The sequence below is a fragment of the Teichococcus coralli genome, assembly GCF_009829925.1.
Classification (GTDB): Bacteria; Pseudomonadota; Alphaproteobacteria; order Acetobacterales; family Acetobacteraceae; genus Pseudoroseomonas; species Pseudoroseomonas coralli.
In genome coordinates this window covers 96,899-120,192 of the sequence record NZ_SNVJ01000009.1, presented here as the reverse complement: position 1 = coordinate 120,192, position 23,294 = coordinate 96,899, and the positions used below count along the sequence as shown (strand labels likewise).

The 23,294-nt window shown below is 73.2% G+C and carries 20 protein-coding genes and 1 pseudogene; 13 read left to right on the top strand and 8 right to left on the bottom strand.

Annotation, left to right across the window (positions count from 1 at the left end):
• Window positions 1-6 precede the first annotated feature (6 nt).
• From E0493_RS12285 to E0493_RS12275, 3 genes are all read right to left on the bottom strand, one after another.
• The gene (locus E0493_RS12285; RefSeq protein WP_160937245.1) at window positions 7-1,128 is read right to left on the bottom strand and encodes an ABC transporter substrate-binding protein; all 1,122 of its coding nucleotides are present in this window, start codon (window positions 1,126-1,128) and stop codon (window positions 7-9) included.
• A gap of 113 nt (window positions 1,129-1,241) precedes the next feature.
• A complete protein-coding gene (locus E0493_RS12280; RefSeq protein ID WP_160937244.1) occupies window positions 1,242-1,976 on the bottom strand; it encodes a TVP38/TMEM64 family protein in 735 nt (244 codons plus the stop codon).
• On the bottom strand, window positions 1,973-2,749 hold the full coding sequence (locus E0493_RS12275; RefSeq protein ID WP_160937243.1) for a glycosyltransferase family 2 protein: 777 nt from the start codon (window positions 2,747-2,749) through the stop codon (window positions 1,973-1,975). The genes E0493_RS12280 and E0493_RS12275 overlap by 4 nt, the downstream gene beginning before the upstream one ends.
• A 128-nt stretch (window positions 2,750-2,877) precedes the next feature.
• On the opposite strand from E0493_RS12275, the gene E0493_RS12270 reads away from it, so the two are divergent.
• From E0493_RS12270 to E0493_RS12245, 6 genes are all read left to right on the top strand, one after another.
• The gene (locus E0493_RS12270; RefSeq protein WP_160937242.1) at window positions 2,878-3,948 is read left to right on the top strand and encodes a COX15/CtaA family protein; all 1,071 of its coding nucleotides are present in this window, start codon (window positions 2,878-2,880) and stop codon (window positions 3,946-3,948) included.
• Complete coding sequence (locus tag E0493_RS12265; protein ID WP_160937241.1) at window positions 3,945-6,182, top strand: sensor histidine kinase; 2,238 nt, start codon at window positions 3,945-3,947, stop codon at window positions 6,180-6,182. Before E0493_RS12270 ends, E0493_RS12265 begins: the two co-directional genes overlap by 4 nt.
• Window positions 6,179-7,606, top strand: a complete 1,428-nt coding sequence (tldD, locus tag E0493_RS12260) for a metalloprotease TldD (RefSeq protein ID WP_160937240.1) — start codon at window positions 6,179-6,181, stop codon at window positions 7,604-7,606. The genes E0493_RS12265 and tldD overlap by 4 nt, the downstream gene beginning before the upstream one ends.
• A complete protein-coding gene (locus tag E0493_RS12255) occupies window positions 7,603-8,070 on the top strand; it encodes a GNAT family N-acetyltransferase (protein ID WP_160937239.1) in 468 nt (155 codons plus the stop codon). The genes tldD and E0493_RS12255 overlap by 4 nt, the downstream gene beginning before the upstream one ends.
• A gap of 154 nt (window positions 8,071-8,224) precedes the next feature.
• Window positions 8,225-9,202: a Bug family tripartite tricarboxylate transporter substrate binding protein gene (locus E0493_RS12250; protein ID WP_160937238.1), complete on the top strand. Its 978-nt coding sequence runs from the start codon at window positions 8,225-8,227 to the stop codon at window positions 9,200-9,202.
• A 25-nt stretch (window positions 9,203-9,227) separates the two neighbouring features.
• Window positions 9,228-10,010, top strand: a complete 783-nt coding sequence (locus E0493_RS12245; RefSeq protein ID WP_160937237.1) for an SDR family oxidoreductase — start codon at window positions 9,228-9,230, stop codon at window positions 10,008-10,010.
• On the opposite strand, the pseudogene E0493_RS12240 reads toward E0493_RS12245, so the two are convergent.
• The 4 genes and pseudogenes from E0493_RS12240 to E0493_RS12225 form a co-directional block, all read right to left on the bottom strand.
• Window positions 10,007-11,107 (bottom strand): annotated as a pseudogene (locus E0493_RS12240) (IS630 family transposase). The gene E0493_RS12245 and the pseudogene E0493_RS12240 sit on opposite strands and share 4 nt — an antisense overlap.
• 377 nt (window positions 11,108-11,484) lie before the next feature.
• Window positions 11,485-12,939 (bottom strand): amino acid permease, encoded by a 1,455-nt coding sequence (locus E0493_RS12235; RefSeq protein WP_160937236.1) that lies wholly within the window; start codon window positions 12,937-12,939, stop codon window positions 11,485-11,487.
• 108 nt (window positions 12,940-13,047) lie between these two features.
• Window positions 13,048-13,785, bottom strand: coding sequence for a TerC family protein (locus E0493_RS12230; RefSeq protein WP_160937235.1), 738 nt, complete (start codon window positions 13,783-13,785; stop codon window positions 13,048-13,050).
• On the bottom strand, window positions 13,785-14,738 hold the full coding sequence (locus tag E0493_RS12225) for a lipid kinase (protein ID WP_235913737.1): 954 nt from the start codon (window positions 14,736-14,738) through the stop codon (window positions 13,785-13,787). The genes E0493_RS12230 and E0493_RS12225 overlap by 1 nt, the downstream gene beginning before the upstream one ends.
• A 126-nt stretch (window positions 14,739-14,864) precedes the next feature.
• On the opposite strand from E0493_RS12225, the gene E0493_RS12220 reads away from it, so the two are divergent.
• Together E0493_RS12220 and E0493_RS12215 are read left to right on the top strand one after the other, a co-directional pair.
• On the top strand, window positions 14,865-15,584 hold the full coding sequence (locus tag E0493_RS12220; RefSeq protein WP_160937234.1) for a phosphatase PAP2 family protein: 720 nt from the start codon (window positions 14,865-14,867) through the stop codon (window positions 15,582-15,584).
• 74 nt (window positions 15,585-15,658) lie between these two features.
• Window positions 15,659-15,859, top strand: a complete 201-nt coding sequence (locus E0493_RS12215; protein WP_160937233.1) for a hypothetical protein — start codon at window positions 15,659-15,661, stop codon at window positions 15,857-15,859.
• 30 nt (window positions 15,860-15,889) lie between these two features.
• On the opposite strand, the gene E0493_RS12210 is transcribed toward E0493_RS12215, so the two are convergent.
• Window positions 15,890-16,765 (bottom strand): LysR substrate-binding domain-containing protein, encoded by an 876-nt coding sequence (locus tag E0493_RS12210; protein WP_160937232.1) that lies wholly within the window; start codon window positions 16,763-16,765, stop codon window positions 15,890-15,892.
• 129 nt (window positions 16,766-16,894) lie between these two features.
• On the opposite strand from E0493_RS12210, the gene E0493_RS12205 reads away from it, so the two are divergent.
• From E0493_RS12205 to E0493_RS12185, 5 genes are all read left to right on the top strand, one after another.
• Window positions 16,895-17,872 carry a Bug family tripartite tricarboxylate transporter substrate binding protein gene (locus E0493_RS12205; protein ID WP_160937231.1) on the top strand — a complete coding sequence of 326 codons (978 nt, stop codon included), beginning with the start codon at window positions 16,895-16,897 and terminating at the stop codon, window positions 17,870-17,872.
• Window positions 17,873-17,990: 118 nt separating this feature from the next.
• Entirely contained in the window at window positions 17,991-18,989 is a 999-nt protein-coding gene (locus E0493_RS12200; protein ID WP_160937230.1) for a D-2-hydroxyacid dehydrogenase family protein, read from the top strand.
• On the top strand, window positions 18,986-19,804 hold the full coding sequence (locus E0493_RS12195) for an enoyl-CoA hydratase/isomerase family protein (RefSeq protein ID WP_160937229.1): 819 nt from the start codon (window positions 18,986-18,988) through the stop codon (window positions 19,802-19,804). The genes E0493_RS12200 and E0493_RS12195 overlap by 4 nt, the downstream gene beginning before the upstream one ends.
• Window positions 19,801-21,900 carry an acetate--CoA ligase family protein gene (locus E0493_RS12190; protein ID WP_160937228.1) on the top strand — a complete coding sequence of 700 codons (2,100 nt, stop codon included), beginning with the start codon at window positions 19,801-19,803 and terminating at the stop codon, window positions 21,898-21,900. Before E0493_RS12195 ends, E0493_RS12190 begins: the two co-directional genes overlap by 4 nt.
• Entirely contained in the window at window positions 21,897-23,234 is a 1,338-nt protein-coding gene (locus E0493_RS12185; protein ID WP_160937227.1) for an MmgE/PrpD family protein, read from the top strand. The genes E0493_RS12190 and E0493_RS12185 overlap by 4 nt, the downstream gene beginning before the upstream one ends.
• Window positions 23,235-23,294 lie beyond the last annotated feature (60 nt).

The following is a 23,294-nucleotide window of genomic DNA, read 5'->3' as shown; positions in this document are numbered from 1 at the left end:
GCCGTCCTACTGCGGCGCGCCCTGGCTCACCCAGTAGGTGCCCTCGAAGGGCAGGGCGGCGAAGCGGCGGTTGATCTCGGCCAGGGTCGCCGCCGGGTCGAGGTCGCCGAACAGGTCCGGCCGCACCCAGCGCGCCACCGCTTCCAGCGCCACGACGTTGATCGCCGTTCCGGCGAAGAAGTTCCACAGGCCATGCGCCCGCCCCGCCCGCACCGCCGGCAGCCCGGCCAGTTCCGGCGCCCGCAGCACGCGCGCGAGGCTGGCCGCCGCCACCTCCGCCGGCGCCCCGGTGCCGAGCTGCAGCCCGCCGCTGTCGCCCGGCCGGTAGAGGCCGGTGCCGATATAGACCTCCGGCTCCAGCATCAGCACCTGCTCCAGGCCGAGCGTGCCGCCCCGCTGGCCCGCCAGCAGGCCGGCCGCCACGTTGCGGGCGCCGAGCGCGGCGAGGAACTCGCCTCCCCCGCCCTCGCCGGCCGCCCAGCAGCAGTCCCAGCGGCCGGGAAAGGCGGTGAACAGAACCTTCGGCCCCACCCCCGCGGCCGCCACCCGCGCCCGGATGCTCTCCACCCGCGCCTCGTGGAAGCGGGCAAAGGCTTCCGCCTGCGCCTCCCGCCCCAGCGCGACGCCCAGCAGGCGGATCGTCCGCGGCGTGTTGGCCAGCGGGTCCTGGAAGGTGTCCACGAAGATCACGGGTGTGCCGAGCGTGCCGAAATGCTCCAGGAGGCGCCTGGTCTCCTCGCTCGCGGCCTGCCAGGCGCTCAGGATCACCAGATCCGGCCGCAGCGCCAGCGCCGCCTCGGCGGGCAGCGGCTGCCCGACGCCGGCCGTCAGCCGCGGCACCCGCGCCAGGGCCGGAAAGGCGCGCCGGAAGGCGGCATGGCTTTGCGGGTCCACCTGCTGCAGGTCGCCGCCGATGCCGGCCAGCAGCGAAACGGGGTCGGGATGCACCAGCGCCATGTTGAGGAGCTGGAAGCCCTCGCCGAGCAGCACCGCCCGCGGCTCGGCGGGAATGGTGACCTCGCGGCCCAGCAGGTCGGTCACGCGGCGCGGCCAGGATTGCGCCCGCGCCGGCCCGGCCGGTCCCAGCGACGCCGCCAGGGAAAGAAGAAAAGCACGGCGAGGCGGCATGGCAGCCCATCCCGATTTTGCGAACGACTCGCAATACTGGGATCACAGGGCGCGCGACAAGCCTGTTCCGGAAAGCCCGGCGGAAACGGCCGGCAAACGCCCCCTCGCTCCCCCTATGCGTCGGTCGCCATGGCCTGCCCGGCGCGATGGCGGCGCAGCAGCCAGAGGCCGATCGCCGCCGAGCCCAGGAACAGCCCCCCCGCCAGCCAGAGCTGTGCGGCGTGGTCCACCGCCACGCCGCCGCCAGCCAGGGCGAAGATCGCCGTCTGCGGCACGTAGCCGACCAGCGACCCGGCCAGGAAGGGCAAGGCCGGGATGCCGGAAAGCCCCGCCAGCAGGTTCAGCGCCAGGTTGTTGCCGACGGGCAGCAGGCGCAGGGCGAGGGTGGCGCCAAAGGGGCTGGCCGCAAGGGCGTCGCGCAGGCCGCGCAGGCGGCGCCCGAAGCGCCCCGCCAGCCGGCGCTCCGCCCAGCCGCGCCCGACCAGCCGCGCCCAGCCGTAGCCGATCACGCAGCTCAGCGCCTGCGCCACCATGGCCAGCGCGCCGCCCCAGAGCGGGCCGAAGGCGTATCCGCCCAGGAAGGCCACACCCTGGCGCGGCACGCCCACGGTGGCGGCCAGCGTTCCCACCGCCAGAAAGGCGGCCTCGCCCCAAAGGGTCTGCTCCAGCCCGAAGCGGCGCACCCAGGCCTCGGCCTGCTCGCCGCCCGGCGCGCCGCCCAGCTCGCGCAGCAGCCAGCCCGCCAGGCCCAGCCCGCCGGCCAGCAGCAGCAGCTTGCCCAGCGAAGCCAGCGGGCTGCGGCGCGGGCTGCGGCGCCGCGCCGCGCCCGCCTCCGGTGCCCCGCTCATGGCCGGAGCCGGGGCCGCTTCCACCGCCGCTGCAGCCAGATCACGCCAAACAGGTCCACGATCCCCACCGCCAGCCGGTCGAGCGTTCCGTAGTTGGACTGCCCGCGCATGCGCGGCCGGTGGTTGACCGGCCGGCTGACCACGCGCCCGCCCTGGCGCAGCACCAGCGCCGGCAGGAACCGGTGCATGTGGTCGAAGGCCGGCAGGCTGAGGAACAGCGCGCGGGGGAACAGCTTCAGGCCGCAGCCGGTGTCCGGCGTGGCGTCGCCCAGCAGCCGCGCGCGGATTCGGTTGGCCAGCCGCGAGGAGAGCCGCTTCACCTGGGTGTCCCGCCGGTTCACCCGCCAGCCCGCCACCATCAGCGGCGGCCCTCCGGCGGCCGACTCCGCCAGGGCGAAGTCCCAGAGCGCCGGGATGTCCGCCGGGTCGTTCTGCCCGTCCCCGTCCAGCGTGGCGATCCAGTCGCCGCGCGCCGCGCGCACCCCGGTGACAATGGCCGCGGACTGCCCGCAGGAGGCGACATGGCCGAGCACCCGCAGCGCCGGGGTGCTGCGCGCCAGCTCGTCCAGCGTTGCCGCCGTGGCATCGGTGGAGCCGTCGTCGACATAGACGATCTCGTGCGGGATGGCGGCCAGCGCGGCGCCGATCTCAGCGACCAGCGGCGCGATGTTGGGCGCCTCGTTGCGCACCGGCACGACGACGGAAAGCAGCGGGGTGTCCCCGGCGGCGGTGCCGGAGATCTCGGCGACGGCAGGGCGCGTATGGTCCGGCATGGCGGCGCGGGGTAGCAGCCGGCGGGGGGACGGACAAGATGAGACCGTGCCGCTCCGTCGCGAACGCATTGCCGGTGCGGCACCGCGACGCCACCTCCGCAGCGAACGCTGTGCTAAAAGATCCTCAAATGCCCTTCGATCCTCACCCCCCTGGTTCCGACCGCCTCGCCCACCGCCGCGCCATCGGCCTCTGGCTGCTCATTGTCGCCGGGCTGATCTGGGCGATGATCGCGCTCGGCGGCGCGACGCGGCTCACCGGTTCCGGCCTTTCCATCATGGAATGGGCGCCGCTCTCGGGTGCGCTGCCGCCGCTCTCCGAGGCCGAGTGGCAGCGGCTCTACGACCTCTACCGCACCATCCCGCAATACGAGCTGGTGAATCGCGGCTTCGGGATCGAGGGCTTCAAGCAGATCTTCTGGCTGGAATGGACCCATCGGCTCTGGGGGCGGATGATCGGCTTCGCCTTCCTGCTGCCGCTCGTCTGGTTCTGGCTGCGCGGCCGCATCCCGCCCGGGCTGAAGCCGCGGCTGGTGCTGCTGTTCGCGCTGGGCGGCCTGCAGGGCGCGGTCGGCTGGTTCATGGTCGCCTCCGGCTTCGAGGCCGACCGCACCGCCGTCTCGCCCTACCGGCTGGTGGTGCATCTCGGCCTGGCCCTGCTGCTCTACGGCGTCATCCTCTGGACCGCGCTCGGCCAGCTGCGGCCGCGGCGCGGCGGCCCGCGCGCGCCGGCCGGGCTGCGCCGGCTGGTGCATGCCACCGCCGGGCTGGTGGCGCTGACGCTGCTCGCCGGCGGCTTCGTGGCCGGCCTGCACGCCGGCTTCACCTACAACACCTTCCCGCTGATGGACGGCGAGATCGTGCCCCCCGGCTACGGCCAGCTCAACCCCTTCTGGCACAACTGGGTGGCCAATATCGCCGCCGTGCAGTTCAACCACCGCCTGCTGGCCACCCTCACCGGCGCGGCGGCGCTGGCCGCCGCCATCTGGGGCGCGCGCGCCCTGCCCGCCGGCTTCGCGCGCGGCGCGCTGCTGGCGCTGGGCGGAACCGTGGCGCTGCAATACGCGCTCGGCGTCGCCACGCTGCTGCTGGTTGTGCCGGCCTGGCTGGGGACGCTGCATCAGGCCGTGGCGGTGGGCGTGCTCACCGCCACGCTGGTGGCGATGCACGCGCTGCGCCCGCCGCGAGACGGCACGGCATGACGGACGCGGCGCCCTTTCCCGAGGCGGCGCTGCAGGCCATGCCCGCCGCGGCCTGCGTGTTCGATGCCGGGGGCCGGGTCGTGCTGGCGAACGAGGCCGCCCGGCGGATGCTGGACCTCGCCGCCGCAAGCGAGCTGCTCGGCCGTAGCCAGGCGGAAGTGGTCCGTTTGCTCGCCTTTCGCGGCCTCTACGGCGCCGGTGACCCGGAAGCGCAGGCCGCGGCCGCCATGGCGGTGGACCGCGGCAGGCCGCACCACCGCACCCTGCGCGGCACCAACGGCCGCTGGTACGACATCAGCTCCGTGCCGCTGCCGGGCGGCGGCTGGCTCGGCCTCCTGACCGACGTCACCGCCCACCGGCAGGCCGAGGCCATGGCGCTGGAGCGCCTGCGCATCGCCCACCTGACCCTGCAGCAGACCCCGACCGGCCTCGGCCTCTACGACTCTCGGCGCCAGCTCTGCCTGTTCAACGAGGCCTACGAGCGCCTGCTCGGCCTGCCGCAGGGGACGCTGCGCACCGGCCTCAGCTTCGACGCCATCATCGAGATCATGCTGGAGCACAACCCTCTGGACGAGGAGGCGAGGCGCATCTTCGCCGCCCGCCGCCAGCAGGATCGCAGCCAGCCCTTCAGCTCCGTCCGGGTCCGGCTGGACGGCACCGCCATCCGCTCGGTCAGCCAGCCCGTGCCGGGCGGCGGCTTCCTGGTCTCCCTGGAGGACGTCACGCCGCTGCGCCAGGCGGAGGACGAGGCCAAGCGCCGCGCCGCCCTGCTGGACGGCGTGCTGGCCGCGATGCCGCACGGCGTCTGCGTCTATGGCCCCGACCACCGGGTGCGCATGGTCAACGCCGCCTTTCAGCAGATCATGGCGGGCAGCGAGGTGGCCATCGGCGAGCACCTGATGGACGTCTGCCGCCGGCGCGAGGAGAACAGGGAATACTTGAATCCCGAGGCGGCGGAGGAGGTCTTCCGCCGGCAGTTCGACTTCGAGCGGCCGCCGGTCACCCGTGTCCGCCGCAATGGCACCGTCCTGACCGGCCGCACCGCGCCACTGCCGGACGGCGGCCACCTCTCGGTGGTCTCCGACGTCACCGCCCTGCACCGCGCCGAGGCCGAGGCGCAGCGCCGCGCCGACCTGCTGCAGGCCATGCTGGACAGCATGCGGCACGGCGTCTGCCTGTTCGACAAGAACAACCGCCTGGTCGCCGCCAACCAGCTCGCCTGCCGCATGATCGGGCTGACGGCCGAGGAGCTGGCGCCGGGAACCCATCTCTCCACCCTGCGCGACCTGCAGTACAAGCGCGGCGAGTTCGGTGCCGGGCCGGAGGCGGAGCGGATGTACCGGGAGCGCGCCGTCGGCAAGGTGCCGCGGCTCGACCGCTTCAGCCGCACCCGCGCGGACGGCACGGTGATCGAGGTCAGCACCGACCCGACGCCCGATGGCGGCTTCGTCCGCACCTATGCGGACGTCACCGAGGAGCGCCGCGCCCGCGCCGAGATCGAGCGCGCCCGCGCCGCGGCCGAGGAGGCGGACGCCGCCAAGACCCGCTTCCTCGCCACCATGAGCCACGAGCTGCGCACGCCGCTGAACGCGGTGATCGGCTTCTCCGAGGCCCTGGCCGCCGAGCCCGGGCCGCCGCACGTCACCGAGTTCGCCGGCAGCATCCTGGAGGCCGGACGGCACCTGCTCTCGCTGATCGACGAGGTCCTGGACGTCGCCCAGGCCGGCACCGGCGCCGTGCGGGTGGCGACCCGGCCGCTCTACCTGCCGAGCGTGCTGGAAGGGGTGCTGCGGCTGATGCGCGGCGCCGCGGAGGCGGCGCAGGTGAGGCTGGAGCTCGCGCCCCTGCCCGAGCTGCCGCGCGCCCTTGCCGAAGAGCGGCGGCTGCGCCAGGTGCTGCTCAACCTCCTGGCCAACGCGGTGAAGTTCACCCCCGCCGGCGGCATGGTCCACCTCGCCGCCGCCGCGCTGCCGGACGGAGCGGTGGAGATCCGCGTCAGCGACACCGGCATCGGCATCGAGGCCGGGCAGGTCGAGCGCGCCTTCGAACCCTTCGTGCAGTTGGAAACGAGCCACGCGCGCCGATATCAGGGTTCGGGGCTCGGCCTCTATCTCGCCCGCGCCCTGGCGCAGGCCATGGGCGCCACCCTGACGCTGGAAAGCCTGCGCGGCGAGGGCACCACCGCCCGGCTGCGCCTGGCCGCCGCCACACAACCGCAGGAGCAGACGGCATGACCGCTCTCGACACCACCGACCGCCTGTTCTTCCGCGACCTCGACCGTGGCGCCGCCGAGCGCATCCTCTCCGGCGCCCTGGCCGGTGCCGAGGATGGCGAGCTGTTCCTGGAATACGTCGAGAGCGAGGCCATCAGCCTGGACGACGGCCGCATCCGCTCCGCCAGCTTCGACGCCACGCGCGGCTTCGGCCTGCGCGCGGTGCAGGGCGAGGCCGCCGGCTACGCGCATGGCGGCGAGATCTCGGAACCCGCGCTGCGGCGCGCCGCCGACACCGTGCGCGCCGTCGCCGCCGGCCGCTCCGGCCAGTTGGCGGTCGGCCCCCGCGCCACCAACGCCCGCCTCTACGACGACGCCAACCCCCTCGGCGCCATGGCCTTTCCGGCCAAGACCGCGCTGCTGGCCGAGATCGACGCCTATGCCCGCGCCCGCGACAGCCGCGTGACGCAGGTGATGGCCAGCCTGACCGGCGAGTGGCAGGCGGTGCAGGTGATCCGCCCGGACGGCCAGCGCGTCGCCGACCTGCGCCCGCTGGTGCGCCTCTCCGTCAGCGTGGTGGTGGAGTCCGGCGGGCGCCGCGAGACCGGCAGCCACGGCATGGGCGGCCGCTTCGCCTATGCGCGCGTGACCTCGGAAACCGCCTGGAAGGGCGCGGTGGACGAGGCGCTGCGCCAGGCCGTGCTGAACCTGGAAAGCGTCCCCGCCCCCGCCGGCGAGATGGAGGTGGTGCTCGGCCCGGGCTGGCCCGGCATCCTGCTGCACGAGGCGATCGGCCACGGCCTGGAGGGCGACTTCAACCGCAAGCAGACCTCCGCCTTCGCCGGGCTGCTCGGCCAGCGGATCGCCGCCCCGGGCGTGACGGTGGTGGACGACGGCACCATCCCCGACCGCCGCGGCTCCCTCACGGTGGACGACGAGGGCACCCCTTCCGGCCGCACCGTGCTGATCGAGGACGGCATCCTGACCGGCTTCCTCCAGGACCGCCAGAACGCCCGGCTGATGGGCACGGCCCCCACCGGCAACGGCCGCCGCCAGAGCCATGCCCATGCGCCGATGCCGCGCATGACCAACACCGTGATGCTCGGCGGCGACAAGGACCCGGGGGAGATCCTCCGCAGCGTGAAGCGCGGCATCTGGGGGGTGAACTTCGGCGGCGGGCAGGTGGACATCACCTCCGGCAAGTTCGTCTTCTCGATGTCCGAGGCCTATCTGGTGGAGGACGGCAAGGTGGGCGCGCCGGTGAAGGGCGCCATGCTGATCGGCAACGGGCCGGAGGCGCTGACCCGCGTCACCATGATCGGCAACGACATGGCGCTCGACCCCGGCATCGGCACCTGCGGCAAGCAGGGCCAGGGCGTGCCGGTGGGCGTCGGCCAGCCGACGCTGAAGATGACCGGCCTGACCATCGGCGGCACCGCCCTATGAGCGGCGCCACGATCCGCCTGGCCCGTCCCGGGGAGGCCCCGCTGCTCGCGGCGATCGTGGAGCAGGCCTACGCCCACTACGTCCCCGCCATCGGCCGCCGCCCGGCGCCGATGGACGACGACTACGCCGCCCGCATCGCCGCCGGCGAGGCCTGGGTGCTGGAGGCGGAGGGCGGCCTCGCCGGCCTCCTCGTCCTGGAGGCGCGGCCGGGCCATCTCTGGCTCGACAACATCGCCGTGGACCCGGCGCGCCAGCATGCCGGCACCGGGCGCCGCCTGATGCGCTTCGTGGCGGAGGAGGCGCTGCGCCGCGGCCTGCCGGAGATCCGGCTGCTGACCAACGCGTTGATGACCCGCAACCTCGACTTCTACCGCCGCCTTGGCTTCATGGAGCTGGAGCGCCGTGAGGAGAAGGGATTCCGCCGCGTCTTCCTCGCCATTCCGGCGGCCCGTCTCGCCGCCTGAGCCCGCCGGCAAGGGCCGTATGCCGGGGTATCCCGCTCCATACTGTTGACAGTCGTCAGAAGCGGGCGCCAGCATGGCCCGGGAACTTGCCCGAAGCCGGCCCCCGCCTCCCGGCGGCGCAAGGAAAGCCGGCGCGGCAGAGGAAGGACACGCCATGTTGCAGCGTCGGGCCGTGCTTGGTGCCGCGCTCGCCCTCCCGGCCCTGGCCGGTGCGGCGCGTGCGCAGACGGACTACCCGGATCACGCCATCCGCATCATCGTCGGCTTCGCGCCCGGCGGCGCCACCGACATCACCACCCGCCTGCTGGCGCCGCGCCTGCAGACCGCCCTTGGCGGCATCGCGCCCGTGGTGGTCGAGAACAAGCCGGGCGGCAGCGGCAACGTCGCCACCCAGGCGGTCGTCAACGCCGCGCCCGATGGCTACACCCTGCTCATGGGGACCATCTCGGCCCTCGCCATCAATCCCAGCCTGTTCAGCGACCTTCCCTTCAACCCGCAGGCCGACCTGACGCCCATCGGCCTCTTCGCCGACGTGCTGAACATCCTCGTGGTCCCCGCCGACCGGCCCTGGAAGAGCCTGCCCGAGCTGATCGCGGCGGCGCGCGCCAGGCCGGGGGCGCTGAACTACTCCTCGTCCGGCATCGGCGGCGCCGGGCATCTGGGCGGCGCGCTGCTCGACCACCTCGCCGGCATCCAGACCGTGCACATCCCCTATCGCGGCGGCGGTCCGGCCATGACCGACCTGGTGAGCGGCAAGGTGGACTTCTCCTTCGCCACCGCCCCCACCGCCCTGCCGCTGATCGAGGCCGGCAAGATCCGCGCGCTGGCCGTGCCCACCGCCCGCCGCAGCACCCTGCTGCCCGACGTGCCCGCCGTGGCCGAGACGGTGCCCAGCTTCGAGGTGGCGAACTGGTATGCCATGCTCGGCCCGAAGGACCTGCCGAAGCCCATCGTCACCAGGCTCAGCGCCGCCCTGCAGGAATGCCTGCGCGAGCCGGCGCTGGCATCCGACCTGGCGCAGCACGGCGCCGAGGCGCGCCCGTCCACGCCCGAGGAACTGGCCGCCTTCCTGAGGAGCGAGACGGAGAAGTGGCGCCCGATCCTGAAATCCTCCGGCGCCAAGGCGGAATGAACGGCGAACTGAAAGCGAGCGAGCAATGGACCTGCAACTGAACGGCCGCGAGGCACTGGTGATCGGCGGCTCCTCCGGCATCGGCCTCGCCACGGCGGCGATGCTGCTGCGCGAGGGCGCGCGCGTGGCCATCGCCGCGCGCGACGCCGGCCGCCTCGCCGCCGCCGCCGAGCGCCTCGCCGCCGAAAGCGGCGCCATCCCCGAGACCGTCCGCTGCGACCAGGCGGATCCCGCCCAGGTGGCGGCGCTGGCCGCGCGCTACGAGGGGCGGCCGCTGCACGCCCTGGTCTGCGCCGCGGGCGGCAGCCACCGCTCCGCCTTCGAGGCGCTGACCGACGAGCAGTGGCTGGCGAACTACGAGCTCAACATCCTCGGCACGGTGCGCGCCGTGCGGGCCATGCTGCCCGCCCTGCGCCGCGCCGGCAACGCGCGGGTGGTGCTGCTTGGCGCCGTCTCCGCGCGCCAGCCGACGGCGCACCAGGTCGTCTCCAACACCCACAAGGCGGGCCTGCTCGCCCTGGCCAAGACGCTTTCCCTGGAGCTGGCGCCGGAAGGCATCGGGGTGAACAGCGTCTCGCCGGGCCGCGCGCTGACGCCGCTCTGGCAGAGTCGCGCCACCACCATGGCGCGGGACGAGGGCATCACCGAGGAGGCGGTGCTCCAGCGCGTCGCCGCCGACATCCCGATGGGCCGCCTCGGCGCGCCGGAGGAGGTGGCCGCCATGGTCGCCTTCCTGGCCGCGCCGGTCTCCGCCTATGTCACCGGGCAGGCCGTGGCGGTGGATGGCGGGCTGCAGCGCGGCGTCTAGTGTCCTGATTCCGTAGTTCCTCCGACCTGTTGGGAGCGGAGGCAGAAGCGCTGGACGGCGGCGAGAATGTCGTTGGCAGATTTGGTCCAGCGGAAGGGCTTGGGGTCGGCGTTATGGGCGTCGATGAAGGCGCGGATGTTGGCCTCAAGCTGGGCGGTGGAACGGTGGACGCCGCGCCGGAGCTGGCGTTCGGTCAGGAGGGCGAAGAAGCGCTCAACCTGGTTGATCCAGGACGCGCCGGTGGGCGTGAAGTGGACGTGCCAGCGGGGGCGCTTGGCGAGCCAGTCTCGGACCGGCTTGGTCTTGTGAGTGGCGTAGTTGTCCATGACGAGGTGAACGTCGAGGCTTGGCGGCACGGCGGTCTCGACCTAGTCCAGGAATTTCCGGAACTCGCTGGAGCGGTGCTTCGGGTAGCAGCGACCGATGACGGCGCCCGTGGCAACGTCGAGGGCGGCAAACAGGCTCGTGGTGCCGTGGCGGGTGTCGTCGTGCGTGCGGCGCTCGGCCTGGCCGGGGCGCATGGGCAGCAGGGGCTGGGTGCGGTCGAGCGCCTGGATCTGAGACTTCTCGTCCACACACAGCACCAAGGCGCGTTCGGGCGGGCTCATGTACAGCCCGATGATGTCACGCACCTTTTCAACAAAGAGCGGGTCGTTTGAGAGCTTGAAGGTCTCGCTCCGGTGCGGTTGCAATCCGAAGGCGCGCCAGATGCGGTGGATGGTCGACGGCGCATAGCCGACCGCCTTGGCCATGGAGCGCAACGACCAATGCGTGGCCCCGGCCGGGGGCATCTCGAGCGTCCGGCGGATGGTGTCGGCAATCTCGTCATCCCCGATCCGGCGCGGCGTGCCCGGTCTTGGCTCGTCGAGCAGTCCGTCCAGCCGATGCGCGGCGAAGCGGCGGCGCCACTTGCCGACCGTGTTCGCGTCGGCGCCAACCTCGGCGCAGATCACCTTGTTCTCCCGCCCTGCCGCCGCAGCCAGCACGATCCGAGCCCGCCGAGCCATCGCCTGACCGGTCTTGTGGGCCCGCGCCAGCGATTCCAGCTGCCGCCGTTCGGCCGCACTCAGCGCAATCGACACCGCAGGTTTGCCCATCGCCGCCTCCTACGACCATTCGCATGATCGTAGGAATTTCTCGATCAGGACACTAGAGCATTTTCCGTTCGCTCTGGCTCGCGGGAAATGCTCTAGCCGTTTGTTTTGACGAGCATCTTTACCCGTCCCGACGATGCCAGCGGAACGGGAGCTGCTCTAGCCGGAAGGGCGCCGGCGCGCGGCCGGACCCTCGACCGGCGGAGGCCCCCCCCCTGTTCACCCGGACGGGCAGCCGGATGGAACCCCGGCCCCGCGCCTCCGTCACCGGCCGATCAGGAGCAGATCCCGATCGGGCGGAATCATTCGATCGGGTGAAGATGCGCGTCAAAACAAATGGCTGGAGCGTTTGACGTGAGCCGAAGCGAGCGGAAACCGCTCTAGCGCGGCGGCTGCCGCAGCGCCGAATGGTGCCGGCCATAGAGGGCGTAGATCACCAGGCCGATGGCCATCCAGATCACCAGGCGCAGCCAGGTGTCGAGCGGCAGGCCCGCCATCAGCAACAGGCTGAAGCCGATGCCCAGGGCCGGCACGACGGGAACGCCCGGCGCCCGGAAGGGGCGCGCCATCTGCGGCTCCCGCCGGCGCAGGTAAAGCACCGCGCCACAGACCAGCACAAAGGCGAACAGCGTGCCGATGCTGACCATCTCGCCCAGGATGCCGATCGGCACCGCCGCGGCGATCGAGGCCACCACAAGGCCGATCATCATCTGGCTGGCCCAGGGCGTGCGCAGGCGGGGATGGATGCGCGCGAAGACGGGCGGCAGCAGCCCATCCCGCGCCATCGTGAGGAAAATGCGGGCCTGCCCGTAGAGCAGCACCAGGATCACCGTGGTCAGCCCGGCCAGCGCGCCGAGCTTGATGAGGCCGGAAAGCCAGCCCAGCCCGATCACGTCCACGCCCTTGGCGATCGGATCGGCCACGCTCAGCGCGGGATAGGGCACCAGGCCCGTGAGCACGCCTGCCACCAGCACGTAGAGCACCGTGCAGACGGCCAGCGAGCCGAGGATGCCAATCGGCATGTCGCGCTGCGGCGACGCCGTCTCCTGCGCCGCCGTCGAAATGGCGTCGAAGCCGATGAAGGCGAAGAACACGACGCCGGCGCCGCGCAGCACGCCGCTCCAGCCGAAATGGCCGAACTCGCCGGTGTTGGGCGGCAGGAAAGGATGCCAGTTGGCCGGCGTGACATAGGCCGCGCCGATGATGATGAAGAGCAGCACGACAGCGAGCTTCACCACCACCATCGCGTTGTTCAGCCGCGTCGACTCCCGCGTGCCGAGGATCAGCAGCGCCGTCAGCGCGAGCACGATCAGCGCCGCGGGGAGGTTGAGCAGCGCCACCGCTTCCGTGCCGTCGGCCAGCCGCACGGTGCTCCCGGCCGCCTGCGTCAGCACGGGCGGAAGATGCAGGCCGAGGCCGGCGAGCAGGCTGCCGACATAGCCGGACCAGCCGACCGCGACGGTGGCGGCCCCCATCGCGTATTCCAGGATGAGATCCCAGCCGATGATCCAGGCCATCAGCTCGCCGAGCGTCGCGTAGGTGTAGGTGTAGGAGCTGCCGCTGACGGGAATCATCGCCGCCAGTTCGGCGTAGCACAGCCCGACAAAGGCGCATGCGATGCCGCCGAGCACAAAGGAAAGCACCAGTGCCGGCCCGGCATACTGCGCGGCCGCGGTGCCGGTGAGCACGAAGATGCCGGCGCCGATGATGGCGCCGATGCCCAGCGCCGTGATGCTGAGTGGGCCGAGCGCCCGCCTCAACCCGACTTCGCCGGTATCGGCCGCCGCGATGATCTCGGGAATGCTCTTGCGTGCGGTATAGGCCGCCTTGTCCATCGGCAGACTTTCTGGTGCCGGGCCGGATGCCCGGCCGGGTAATGCCGCCCGGGCAGGCCCGGTTGCGTGGGCCGCGCCGCCGCAACCGGGCGCGGCACCGGCCCGGGCCTAGCCGGGCCGCCGCTTCGCCCGCCGCACCAGGATGTTGAGGCCCTCCACCAGCGCCGAGAAGGCCATCGCGGCATAGATGTAGCCTTTCGGCACATGCGCGCCGAAGCCTTCGGCGATCAGCGTCATGCCGATCATCAGCAGGAAGCCGAGCGCCAGCATCACCACCGTCGGGTTGGCCTGGATGAAGCGGGCCAGCGGATCGGCCGCCAGCAGCATCACCGCCACGGCCGCCAGCACCGCGACCACCATGATCGGCACGTGCGGCGTCATGCCCACCGCCGTGATGATGCTGTCGATCGAGAAAACGAGGTCCAGCGCCAGGATCTGCGCGATGGCGGCGCCGAAGCCGAGATGGGCGCCCCTGCCGGCGAACATGTCGCCCTCGGCCGGCGGGTCCACGTTGTGGTGGATCTCCTTGGTCGCCTTCCACACCAGGAACAGCCCGCCGGCGATCAGGATCAGGTCGCGCCAGGAGAAGCCATGCCCGAAGGCCTCGAAGACCGGCGCGGTCAGCCGCACGATGATGGCGATGGTGCCGAGCAGCGCCAGGCGCAGCACCAGCGCCAGTCCGATGCCGATCCGCCGCGCCCGCGCCTGCCGCGCCGCCGGCAGCTTGTTGGTGATGATGGAGATGAAGATCAGGTTGTCGATGCCGAGCACCACCTCCATCGCCACCAGCGTCGCCAGGGCGATCCAGGCCGCCGGATCAGCGGCCAGGACGAGCAACCCCTCCATCAGGCGGCCTCCATCCCCGGGATCACTGCGGGCGCATAAACCCGCGTGGCGCGTGGCAGCAGGCGGAAATGCGCGGGCGTATGGGTGTTGATCTCGCCATCGGTGTTCACCGGCATCGGCCTGCGGGTGCGCACCTCGCATTCGGTGGTGGGAAAGGCGCGCACGTCCCGCCACTGCCCATGCGTGCCCCGCCTGAGGTAGGGCACCAGCGCCAGCAGCCGCCAGCGATGGGTCAGCTCCAGGCTGTACACGTCGAGCTTGCCGTCATCCGGGCGCGCATCGCTTTGCACCGTCATGCCGCCCCCGTAGTGCCGCCCGTTGCCCACCGCCACCTGGATGGTCCGCACCTTTTCCGTCGCGCCGTCATGGGTGAGCCAGGCGGTGAAGGGGCGCACCTCCCGCAGCAGGCGGAACGCGGCCAAGGCGTAGCCCAGCTTGCCCCAGCGGCGCTTCTCCTCGCGCCCCAGCCGCTGCGCCAGCGTGGCGCTGAAGCCGATGCTGGCCACGTTGAAGAAGGGCTTTCCGTTCACCTCGCCGAGGTCGATGGTCCGCAGGTGCCCGGCGGCGATCACGCCGGCCGCCGCCGCCAGGTCGGGCTCGATGCCCAGGCTGCGCGCCAGGTCGTTGGCGGTGCCCAGGGGAAGGATGCCGAAGGGCAGGCCGGTCTCCATCAGCGCCGGCGCGGCGCCGTTCAACGTGCCGTCCCCGCCCCCCAGGATGACGGCGGCGAAGCCCTCCGCCGCGCGCGCGCGGATCACCTCGGCCGCGCCCTGCTCCGGCGAGCAGCGGTGCTCGACCAGCGTCCAGCCCGCGCCGCGCAACACCTCCAGCGCCTCCTCGAGGGCCGCGTTGCCGTTGCGCGCGCGCTCGTTGACCACCAGCAGCGCGCGGCGGCTGGCTCCCGCCGGCACCGGCTCCACCATGATGGCCGCGTCGCCTGCCCTGTCGTTCATGCCGCTCCCTTCTCCCGTCCCGCGGTCGCGCCGCTGTGAAACACGTGAAGTGCGGGAGAGATGCGGGCCACTTCGCAACCCCGGCAAGAAAGCTGCGTCTCTGCCTTGTTGCACTTGGAATCCGGCATGCTCCTTCCTTCCTTCCTCAAGGGCCTTGTCCATCGCTTCAGCTGGGGCCAGTTCGTCACCCTGGCCGCGCTGTCGGTCTGCGCCGGCGGCCTTTGGGCCTTCGCTGCCCTGGTGGACGAGACCTTGGAGGGCGAGACCCGCGCCTTCGACCAGGCCGTCCTGCTGGCGCTGCGCCATGCCGGCGACCCCTCCGAACCGCTCGGGCCGCTCTGGCTGAAGATCATGATGCGCGACTTCACGTCGCTCGGCAGCTACGCCGTGCTGCTGCTGATCGGGCTGCTGGCGCTGGGCTACATCCTGATGCTGCGGAAGTGGCTTTCCGCGCTGCTGCTGGTGATCTCCTTCGCCGGCAGCATGGTGCTGAACAACTTGCTGAAGCAGGGCTTCGACCGGCCGCGGCCCGAGCTGGTCTCGCATCTCGCGGACGTCTACACCGCCAGCTTCCCCAGCGGCCACGCCATGCTGTCCGCCACCTGCTACCTGACGCTCGGCACGCTGCTCGCCGGCGTGACGCGGTACCGGCGCCTCAAGGCCTACATCCTGGGCTGCGCCATCGCCATCGTCCTCGTCATCGGCATCAGCCGTGTCTATCTCGGCGTTCACTGGCCGACCGACGTGCTGGCCGGCTGGGCGCTCGGCGCCGCCTGGGCCATGGGCTGCTGGCTGCTGCTGCGCGCCTGGCTGGGCTACCGTGCGCTGCGGCAGCGGCGGGGCTGAGCCGGCGCGGGCGCAACCTGGAGGGGGAGGTGGAGGTTGCCCTGGGTGTCACCTCACGGAAACAGAGGGAGGCCATGCCCTACCTGATCAAGCTCATCTCCCCCAGCGGCGCCGTGCTCTACGGCGCCCGCCAGCAGGAAGGACAGCGCGCAGGGGTCAGCAGCGCCACCGCCGCGGAGCGGTTCGTTTCCCGCAAGGTCGCCGAGGAGGCGCTGTCGCAGCTCCGCCGCGAGCCCCGCTTCCAGGGCTATTCCTTCGCCGTGATCGAGCCCTGACGCGGCGGGCATAGAGCATCCCCTGCCGCGCTAGTCCCGCACCGCCTCCGCCAGCCAGTCCCGGAAGGCCAGCGCCGCGGGCCGCGGTGCCGGCGGCAGGATCAGCCAGTAGTGGTCGCCGCTCGGCACCGCGCCCGGCGCGGCGCCCTGGGCCATCGGCACCAGCCGGCGGCGCCGCACCTCCTCCGCCACGAAGGCTGGCGCGCAGATCACCGCCCCCAGCCCCTCCATCGCCGCCTGGATCGCCAGGCTGGTGCTCTCGAAGAGCAGCGGCGGCGTCGCGGCGCTCCGCCCCTGCGCCGCCAGCCAGATGCCCCAGTCCTGCGGGCGCACCCGGCTGCCCAGCAGCCGCATCTCGGCGAGGTCGCGCCGGTGCCGGGCCGGGCCGGCCAGCGCCGGCGCGGCGAAGGGCGCCACCAGCAGCGGCTGCAGCCGCAGCGCCCCGGGCGCCGGCGGACTCGCCGCCGCGGCGCTGCGCACCGCCGCATCCACCCCCTCGCGGGCGAAGTCCACCAGCGCCGTCGAGGTCGCCAGCTCCACCTCCAGCCCAGGATGGCGGGCCCGGAAGTCCGGCAGGCGCGGGATCAGCCAGCGCAGCGCCCAGGTGGTGTAGGCGCGGATGCGCAGCGGGGCCGGGCGCGCGTCCAGTGCCGCCGTCGCCGCCCGCAGCCGCGCGAAGGCGGCGAGCACCTCGCCCGCGTAGCGCTCGCCCGCCTCCGTCAGCGCCACCGCATTGGCGCCGCGCCGCAGCAGCGCGACGCCCAGCGTCGCCTCCAGTAGCCGCAGCCGCTTGCTGACGGCCGGCTGCGTCACGTTCAGCGCCGCCGCCGCCGCGGTCAGGCTGCCGGTCTCGGCGACCAGCGCGAAGGCGCGCAGCGCGCCGAGCGGGGGCAGGGTTTCCTCCATGGGCACAGACTAACCTGAGGTTGGGGTAGTGCAAGAATTTCTCCCTGGGCCGCCGGGGCACCCCGCCCCATCCTCCGCGCCACGCAAAAACCGGCCCGCCACGAGGCCGGCCCTCGGAGGAGTTCGCCCATGCGCCGCCGCACCGCCCTGATGCTGCCGTCCCTGCTGCTGCCCGCGCTCGCCGCCGGCAAGGCCCGCGCCGCCGGCTTCCCCGACCGCCCGCTGCACATGATCATCCCCTTCACCGCCGGCGGCAGCAACGACATCGTCGGCCGGCTGGTGGCCGAGCACATGTCCGACCGGCTGGGACAGACCATCGTGGTGGAGAACAAGGGCGGCGCCGGCGGCCTGATCGGCACCGACCTCGTCGCCAAGGCGGAGCCCGACGGCTACACCTTCCTGCTCGGCGGCAGCGGCAGCTTCCTGATCTCCTCGCTGGTGCAGCCCAACGTCCCCTACGACATCATCAAGGACTTCACGCCGATCGGCTTCATCGGCAACGCCCCGAACGTCATCACCGTGAACCCCAAGGTTCCCGTGCACGACATGAAGGAGCTGCAGGGCTATGCCGCCAAGGCGAAGCCGCCGATGTCCTTCGCCACGCCCGGCGTCGGCACCACCGGCCATGCGCTGGGCGCGATGATCGCGCAGGTGCTGGACGTGCCGATGGAGTTCATTCCCTATCGCGGCACCGGCCCGGCGCTGACCGACGTGCTGGCCGGCCGCGTGGACATGATCACCAACGCGGCGGCGCCGCTGAAGCCGCATATCGAGGACAAGCGGCTGCGCGCCATCGCCCTGGCGGCGCCGAAGCGCTCCGCCATCCTGCCCGACCTGCCTACCACGGTTGAGCAAGGCTTTCCCGGCGTGCAGTCCGCCACCTGGTACGCGCTGCTTGGCCCCGCCGGCATGCCGCCGGATCGCGTGAGCAGACTGCACGCCGCGCTCAACGAGACCCTGGCCGACCAGGTCGTGCAGAAGCGCATGATCGAGGAAGGCGTCGAGATCGAGCCGAGCCCCACCCCGGCCGACTTCGCGAAGTTCCTGCTGGAGGACCGCCAGCGCTGGAAGCAGGTGGTGGACCGCGCCGGCATGAAGGTCGAGTGACGGCGATGCGCCGGCTCCCGGCATCTGTTGGCGGGGTCAGGGGGGACCGCGGTGTTCCCGCGGGCACCCCGGCGGGGTCCAGGGCCGGCGCCCCTGGCCTGCCCTTGGAGGATCGCGCATGACCGCCCGCCCACCCCTCCGCCGCATCGCCTTGCTGGACGATTTCGGCGACGCCGCCCGCGCCTCCGCCGACTGGTCCGGCCTGCCGGTCGAGGTCTTCACCGACCACGTCACCGGCCCCGCGCTGGCCGAGCGCCTGCGCGGCTTCGACGCCGTGGTGCTGATCCGCGAGCGCAGCCCCTTTCCGGCCGAACTCGCCGAGGCCCTGCCCGACCTGCGCCTGGTGGTCACCACCGGCATGCGCAACCGCGTGCTGAACATGGACGCCTGCCAGGCGCGCGGCATCGCCGTCTGCGGCACGCCCTCCTCCGCGGCGCCGACGGTGGAACTGGCCTGGGGGCTGATCCTCGGCCTCGCCCGCCGCATCCCCGCACAGGAGAACGCGCTGCGCCAGGGCCATTGGCAGGCGCACCCGCCGGGACTGGAACTCGAAGGCGCCACGCTCGGCGTCGCCGGCCTCGGCCGCATCGGCGTGAAGGTGACGGCCATTGCGCTGGCCTTCGGCATGAAGGTGCTGGCCTGGAGCCCCAACATGACACCCGAGCGCGCCGCCGCCGCCGGCGCCGAGCTGGCCGGCAAGCTGGACCTCTTCGCCCGGTCGGACATCGTCAGCCTGCATCTCGGCCTCGGCCCCAGCACGCGGGGCATCGTCGGCGCGGCGGAGCTGGCGGCGATGCGGCCCGGCGCCCTTCTGGTGAACACCTCGCGCGGCGCGCTGGTGGACGAGGCCGCGCTGCTCGCCGCCCTGCACGAGGGCCGGCTCGGCGGCGCCGCCATCGACGTCTTCGAGCAGGAGCCGCTGCCCGCGGACCACCCGCTGCTGGCGGCGCCCAACACCCTGCTGACGCCGCATCTCGGCTACGTCTCGGCGCGCAACTTCCGCGCCTATTTCGAGGGCGCCACGGCCTGCCTGCGCGCCTGGAACGCCGGCGCCGCGCTGCCGAACCCGCTGAACGCGGCGGCCGGCGCCACAACCGCACAGGACCCCCACGCATGACTTCCGACCAGCCGGCGAGCGACACCATCCTGCTGAGCGTGGATGGCCCCGTCGCCACCCTGACGCTGAACCGCCCCGAGCGCCGCAACGCCATCGACGACGCCATGCGCGGCGACCTGATGGCCGTGCTGGACCGCGTCTCGCGCGACGACGCCATCCGCGCCGTGGTTGTCACCGGCGCCGGCAAGGGCTTCTGCGCCGGCGGCGACGTGCGCGGCATGAAGGAGCGCCTCGCCGCGCCGCATGGCCAGATCGCGCTGAACGGCTGGCGCCGGCAGCAGCGCACGCACCACGCCATCGCCATGCTGCACGCCCTGCCCAAGCCCACCATCGCGGCGGTGAACGGCGCCGCCACCGGCCTCGGCTGCGACGTCGCGCTGGCTTGCGACTTCGTCATGGCCGGCGCCTCCGCGCGCTTCGCCATGAGCTACGTGCAGCGCGGCCTGATCCCCGATGGCGGCGGCATGTACTTCCTGCCGCGCCGGGTCGGCCTCGCCCGCGCCAAGGAGCTGATCTTCACCGGCCGCACGCTGGAACCGGAGGAGGCGCTGAAGCTCGGCGTCGCCGACCGCGCCACCACTGACGCAAGCCTGCTCGACGACGCCCGCGCCTGGGCCGCCGAACTCAGCCAGGGCGCCCCCGCCTCGCTCGCCCTGGCCAAGTCCATCCTCGACCAGACCTTCGAGCTCTCCGTCGAGCAGGTCTTCGCCATGGGCAGCCAGGCGCAGGCGATCTGCTACAGCAGCCAGGAGCACCTGGACTCGGTCGCCGCCTTCCTCGCCCGCAGCGAGGCCAAAAAGGCCGGCCGCGCATGAACGCCGTCACCACCGACAGCAACGCGCTCCAGCGGCTGCTGCGCCCGCAGAGCGTCGCCGTCATCGGCGCCTCGGCCGACCCGTCCAAGATGACCGGCCGCCCCGTCGCCTATCTGCAGAAGCACGGCTTCTCCGGCGCCATCTGGCCGGTGAACCCGCGCGCGGCGGAGATCGGCGGCCTGCCCTGCTTCCCCGACGTCGCCTCCCTCCCCGGCGCGCCGGACGCCGCCATCGTGCTGCTCGGCCCCGAACGCGCCGAGGCCGCGGTGCGTGACCTCGCCGCCCACGGCTGCGCCGCCGCCATCGTGCTGGCCAGCGGCTATGGCGAGGCCTCGCCCGAGGGCGCCGCGCGTCAGGCGGCGCTGAAGCAGGCCGCCGGGACCATGCGCATCCTCGGCCCCAACACCATCGGCCTGGTCAACCTTTCCGATGCCATCACCCTCTCGGCGACCGGCGCGCTGGAGATCGGCGGCCTGCCGCGCGGGCGCCTCTCCGTCATCTCGCAGAGCGGCGGCATCCTGGGCTCGCTGCTCTCGCGCGCCGCCGACCGCGGCATCGGCCTCGCCAAGCTGATCGCCACCGGCAACGAGGCCGACCTCGACAGCACCGACTTCCTCGACGCCCTGCTGGACGACCCCGAGACCGACACCGTCGCCCTCTACCTCGAAGGGCTGCGCCGGCCGCAGGCCTTCCGCGTGGCGGCGCGGCGGGCGGCGGCGCTCGGCAAGTCGGTCGTGGTCTACAAGGTCGGCCGCTCGGAATCCGGCGCCCGCTCCGCCGCCTCGCACACCGGCGCCCTGGCCGGCGCTGACCGCGCCTATGACGCGCTGTTCCGCCAGTGCGGCGTGATCCGCGCCGAGAGCTTCAACGACCTGCTCGACATCCCCGCCGCCCTGGCCCCCGGCCGCCGCGCGCAGGGCAAGCGCGTCGCCGTGCTGACCTCCACCGGCGGCGCCGGCACCCTGCTGGCCGACAACCTTGGCCTCGCCGGCTTCGCTCTCCCCGTGCCCGCCGCCGCCACCGACGCCCGCCTCGCCGCGCTGCTCGACGGCGACCAGGCCGCGACCGGCCGCAACCCGGTGGACGTCACGCTCGCCGGCCTGCGCCCCGACCTGTTCCGCGGCGCCATCACCGCCCTGCTGGAAAGCCCGGAATACGACGCGCTGGTCACCGTCGTCGGCTCCTCCGCCCTGGCGCGGCCGGACATCGTCGCCGACGCCATGCTGGAATGCCAGCGCACCAGCGAGAAGCCGATCCTCGCCTATGTCAGCCCGCACGCACCGAATATCGTGCGGCTGCTGAACCAGCAGGGCATCGCCGCCTTCGCCACGCCGGAAAGCTGCGCCGCCGTGCTCACCGCCCTGCAGCCGCGCCCCCTGCCGGAAGAGTCCGCCCCCGCCGCCCCGCCGCCCGGCGCCGCCGAGATGCTCGCCGCCCTCCCCGCCGGCCCGCTGAACGAGGCCGAGAGCAAGGCGCTCTTCGCCGCCTTCGGCGTGCCCGTCGCGCGCGAGATCGCCGTGCCCGACGCCGCGGGCGCCGCCCAGGCCGCGCAGAGCCTCGGCGGCGAGCTGGTGCTCAAGATCCTGGCCCGCCACATCGCCCACAAGAGCGAGCTGGGCGGCGTGCGCGTCGGCCTGTCGCCGGAGGAGGTGCCGGCCGCCTGCGCCGCCATGCAGGCGCGCGTCGCGGAAGCCGGCCTGCCGCCCGCCGAGGGCTTCCTGGTACAGGAGCGCGTGCGCGGCGGCGTCGAGATGATCCTCGGCGTGCACCGCGACCCGCAGCTCGGCCCGATGCTGCTGCTCGGCCTCGGCGGCGTCACCGCCGAGCTGTTCGAGGACACCGCGCTGCGCCCCCTCCCCGTCACCCGCCCCGAGGTGGAGGCCATGCTGGAGGAGCTGCGCGCCATGAAGCTGCTGCGCGGCTTCCGTGGCGCCGCGCCGGCCGACATCCCGGCGCTGGTGGATGCGGTGCTGGCCTTCGCCGCCATGGCGATGGCGGCCGGCGAGCGCCTGCAGGAAGCGGAGGTGAACCCGCTCTTCGTGCTGCCCGCCGGCCAGGGCGTGCGCGCCGCCGACGGTCTGGCGGTGCTGGCATGAGCGCGGCGGCGAACCCCCTCCTGGCGCTCGCGGAGCACGCCGCCACCTGGCGCGCCCGCCCCCTGCCGCCGAACCTCGCGCACCACGCCCGCCGCGCCCTGGTGGACTGGTTCGCCGCCCTGCTCCCCGGCACCGGCCGCGCCCCGGCCAGCCTGATGGCCGTCGCCCTGGCCGCCGAGCGCGGCGAGGGCGGCGCCCTCTGCTACACCGACGGGAAGCGCGGCGCCCCGCGCCACGCCGCGCTGCTGAACGCCGCCGCCGCGCACACGGTGGAGTTCGACGACATCCACCGCGATTCCGGCCTGCATCCCGGTGCCCCCACGGTGGCCGCCGCCCTCGCCGTGGCGCAGGACCGCGGCCTGGCGATGGAGCACCTGCTCCGCGCCCTCGTCGCCGGCTACGAGGTCGGCTGCCGCATCGCCCTCGCCGTGCAGCCCAGCCACTACCGCCACTGGCACACCACCGGCACCGTCGGCACCTTTTCCGCCGCCACCGCCGGCGCGCTGCTGCTCGGCGCCAACGCGACACAGATGGGCAATGCCCTCGCCACCGCCGCCACCATGGCCGGCGGCCTCCAGCAGGCCTTCCGCGGCGAGGGCATGAGCAAGCCGCTGCACCCCGGCCACGCCGCCGATGCCGGCCTGCTCGCCGCCCGCCTCGCGGTGGCCGGCGTCACCGGCGCGCCCGACGTGCTGCACGGCCCGGTCGGCTTCGCGGCCGCCACCAGCGACAGCACCGGCGACTGGGCCAAGGCCCTGGACGGGCTGGACCGAGACTTCGCCATCGCCGCCATCACCTTCAAGAACCATGGCTGCTGCGGCCACATCTTCCCCGCGCTCGACGGGCTTGGCGCGCTGCGCGCCGCGCACGGCTTCGGCCCGGAGGATGTCGAAAGCATCCATGTCGGCGGCTACCGCGCCACGCAGGAACTCTGCGACCGGCCCAACGCCGCCACCGAGCAGGAAGCCCGCTTCAGCGTGCAGCACTGCGTCGCCGCGCTGCTGCACCTGGGCGGCGTGCGCCTCGCCGCCTTCACGCCCGAGGCCCTGGCCGACCCGACGCTGCGCGCCACCATGCCCAAGGTGAGCGTCAGCATCGCCCCCGATCTCGCCGACGCCTATCCCCGCCGCCGTGCCGCCTACCTGCGCGTGGCGCTCCGCGACGGCCGTGTGCTCACCCACACCCAGCCCAACCGCAAGGGCGATCCCGAGGACCCGCTCTCCGACGACGAGCTTTCCGGCAAGTTCCGCGAGCTGGTCACGCCGGTCCTGGGCGCGGCGGAGACGGAGGCGCGGTTGGATGCGCTTTGGCAGGGCACGGCGCTGCCGGGCTGAACGGGGGAAAAAGGCCGGGGGAAAGAATTCCCCCGGACCCCATCTTTTTTCTGTTCGTTT

Excerpts from the sequence above, each read along its gene's own strand:
- E0493_RS12285 (WP_160937245.1), bottom strand. The coding sequence starts at position 1,128 with ATGCCGCCTCGCCGTGCTTTTCTTCTTTCCCTGGCGGCGTCGCTGGGA.
- E0493_RS12280 (WP_160937244.1), bottom strand. The coding sequence starts at position 1,976 with ATGAGCGGGGCACCGGAGGCGGGCGCGGCGCGGCGCCGCAGCCCGCGC.
- E0493_RS12275 (WP_160937243.1), bottom strand. The coding sequence starts at position 2,749 with ATGCCGGACCATACGCGCCCTGCCGTCGCCGAGATCTCCGGCACCGCC.
- E0493_RS12270 (WP_160937242.1), top strand. The coding sequence starts at position 2,878 with ATGCCCTTCGATCCTCACCCCCCTGGTTCCGACCGCCTCGCCCACCGC.
- E0493_RS12265 (WP_160937241.1), top strand. The coding sequence starts at position 3,945 with ATGACGGACGCGGCGCCCTTTCCCGAGGCGGCGCTGCAGGCCATGCCC.
- tldD (WP_160937240.1), top strand. The coding sequence starts at position 6,179 with ATGACCGCTCTCGACACCACCGACCGCCTGTTCTTCCGCGACCTCGAC.
- E0493_RS12255 (WP_160937239.1), top strand. The coding sequence starts at position 7,603 with ATGAGCGGCGCCACGATCCGCCTGGCCCGTCCCGGGGAGGCCCCGCTG.
- E0493_RS12250 (WP_160937238.1), top strand. The coding sequence starts at position 8,225 with ATGTTGCAGCGTCGGGCCGTGCTTGGTGCCGCGCTCGCCCTCCCGGCC.
- E0493_RS12245 (WP_160937237.1), top strand. The coding sequence starts at position 9,228 with ATGGACCTGCAACTGAACGGCCGCGAGGCACTGGTGATCGGCGGCTCC.
- E0493_RS12235 (WP_160937236.1), bottom strand. The coding sequence starts at position 12,939 with ATGGACAAGGCGGCCTATACCGCACGCAAGAGCATTCCCGAGATCATC.
- E0493_RS12230 (WP_160937235.1), bottom strand. The coding sequence starts at position 13,785 with ATGGAGGGGTTGCTCGTCCTGGCCGCTGATCCGGCGGCCTGGATCGCC.
- E0493_RS12225 (WP_235913737.1), bottom strand. The coding sequence starts at position 14,738 with ATGAACGACAGGGCAGGCGACGCGGCCATCATGGTGGAGCCGGTGCCG.
- E0493_RS12220 (WP_160937234.1), top strand. The coding sequence starts at position 14,865 with ATGCTCCTTCCTTCCTTCCTCAAGGGCCTTGTCCATCGCTTCAGCTGG.
- E0493_RS12215 (WP_160937233.1), top strand. The coding sequence starts at position 15,659 with ATGCCCTACCTGATCAAGCTCATCTCCCCCAGCGGCGCCGTGCTCTAC.
- E0493_RS12210 (WP_160937232.1), bottom strand. The coding sequence starts at position 16,765 with ATGGAGGAAACCCTGCCCCCGCTCGGCGCGCTGCGCGCCTTCGCGCTG.
- E0493_RS12205 (WP_160937231.1), top strand. The coding sequence starts at position 16,895 with ATGCGCCGCCGCACCGCCCTGATGCTGCCGTCCCTGCTGCTGCCCGCG.
- E0493_RS12200 (WP_160937230.1), top strand. The coding sequence starts at position 17,991 with ATGACCGCCCGCCCACCCCTCCGCCGCATCGCCTTGCTGGACGATTTC.
- E0493_RS12195 (WP_160937229.1), top strand. The coding sequence starts at position 18,986 with ATGACTTCCGACCAGCCGGCGAGCGACACCATCCTGCTGAGCGTGGAT.
- E0493_RS12190 (WP_160937228.1), top strand. The coding sequence starts at position 19,801 with ATGAACGCCGTCACCACCGACAGCAACGCGCTCCAGCGGCTGCTGCGC.
- E0493_RS12185 (WP_160937227.1), top strand. The coding sequence starts at position 21,897 with ATGAGCGCGGCGGCGAACCCCCTCCTGGCGCTCGCGGAGCACGCCGCC.